The organism is Brooklawnia sp., from assembly GCF_049651565.1.
Classification (GTDB): Bacteria; Actinomycetota; Actinomycetes; order Propionibacteriales; family Propionibacteriaceae; genus Brooklawnia.
Window position 1 is genome coordinate 1 of record NZ_JBASCI010000127.1, and the last position, 1,518, is coordinate 1,518.

Genomic DNA, 1,518 nt, shown 5'->3' on the forward strand with positions numbered 1-1,518 from the left:
TTCGGCCTGCTGATCCACCTGGACCTGATCCAGATCCTCAGTCGTCATCTCGTCGTGGGTCATGCTCACAGTCAATCTCCTTCTCAGTTGGAGACCCATCGCTTACACAGACCATCTGACACCTCCCTTCCGGGTGACCGGCCTGGGCCCGACCTCCAGCCGCAGCGTCGGTAACTCGCCCAGCAGCCCGGACTCGGTGCGCAGCCGTTCGGCCGGGACCGCGCAGATCTCGGAGTGCCGGCGTGCGTTCACCTCGGCGCACCACACCTCCGCCCGCCGGTTCAGCCCGGCCAGCCCGGCCGCCCACGGGTCAGTTTCCAGCTCCAGCGGCACCATCAGGTCGTCCTTGGCGTAGCCGACCAGGTGTTCCACGATCCCCTTCGACTCCGGGTCGCTGCCATTGCAGAAGTCCGGCCGGAACCGGTAGTGCGAGGCGAACCGGACATAGTCCGGCGCCGGCACCACCACATTGGCGACCACCCCAGCCTTTAAACAGCCCATCCGGTCGGCCAGCACCACCTTCGGCACCCCGCCCAGGGCCTCGAAACACTGCGCCAGCATCCCCAGCGTGGTGGCCTGCTTCTCGTCGGCGGCGAACCGGACGAACCGGAACCTCGACCAGGCCAACACCGCGCAGAACACGTGCAGCAGCCGGCCGGCCACCCACTCCGCACCCCAGTCGATGACCAGCACCTCACCGGGCGACCAAACCGCCGGCCGCCGACCACCCGACCGCTGCTGCCCGGCCCGCCAATCCCGCTTCGCCTGCGCCACCAGCCGCCGAAAGTTACGGTCCGACCCGGCATAACCGGCCGCCCTGGCCGCCGGCAACAACCGCTTCGCGCTGATCCGCCCAGCGGTGCTGTCCACCTTGTCAGCGACCAGGTCGACCACTTGGTCATAGTTCCGCGCCCGCCGCTGACGCGGCCGTGGCGGCTCGCCCCGGCTCACCGCCTGGTGCGCCTCAATGATCCGCTTAACAGTCTTGTGGGTGGTGCCGCACACAGCGGCCGCTCCCCGATAAGTACCCACGTCTCGGTAGGCGGCAATCACGTCCATTTGTTCCTCCGCGTTCTTCAATGGAATCCCCCGCGTGGTGATCGAGTGACTGGTTGGCACCGCCACCATCACCACGCAGGGCTCACAAGCCGATCAATGACACGCGAAGAGCGGGGACTTCTACCCGGCCACCACCGGCGACCACTACTTGGCCACCTATGGAGACTTTCTCATGGCCATGGACACACGAACATCGGCCGCGTTCAATTCTGAGACGAACCGATGTTGCGATCCTCGTCCCCTCCGAAGAGGGGACGCCACATGGCGATACCGTCTATCACGGGACGATCCGACATGGTTGCGATCCTCGTCCCCTCCGGAGAGGGGACGCCACTGAATGGACCCCTGCCATGACCATCGCCGAGAAACTGTTGCGATCCTCGTCCCCTCCGAAGAGGGGACGCCACCGAGCCGGTCCTGCAGCCGTCTGGCGAGCGTGGAGTTGCGATCCTCGTCCCC

At 66.3% G+C, this 1,518-nt stretch carries 1 pseudogene; it reads right to left on the reverse strand.

The features are described from left to right. Positions 1–105: 105 nt before the first annotated feature. Positions 106–1,080: pseudogene (gene istA, locus WBL05_RS06260) on the reverse strand (IS21 family transposase); the annotation flags it as partial. Positions 1,081–1,518 lie beyond the last annotated feature (438 nt).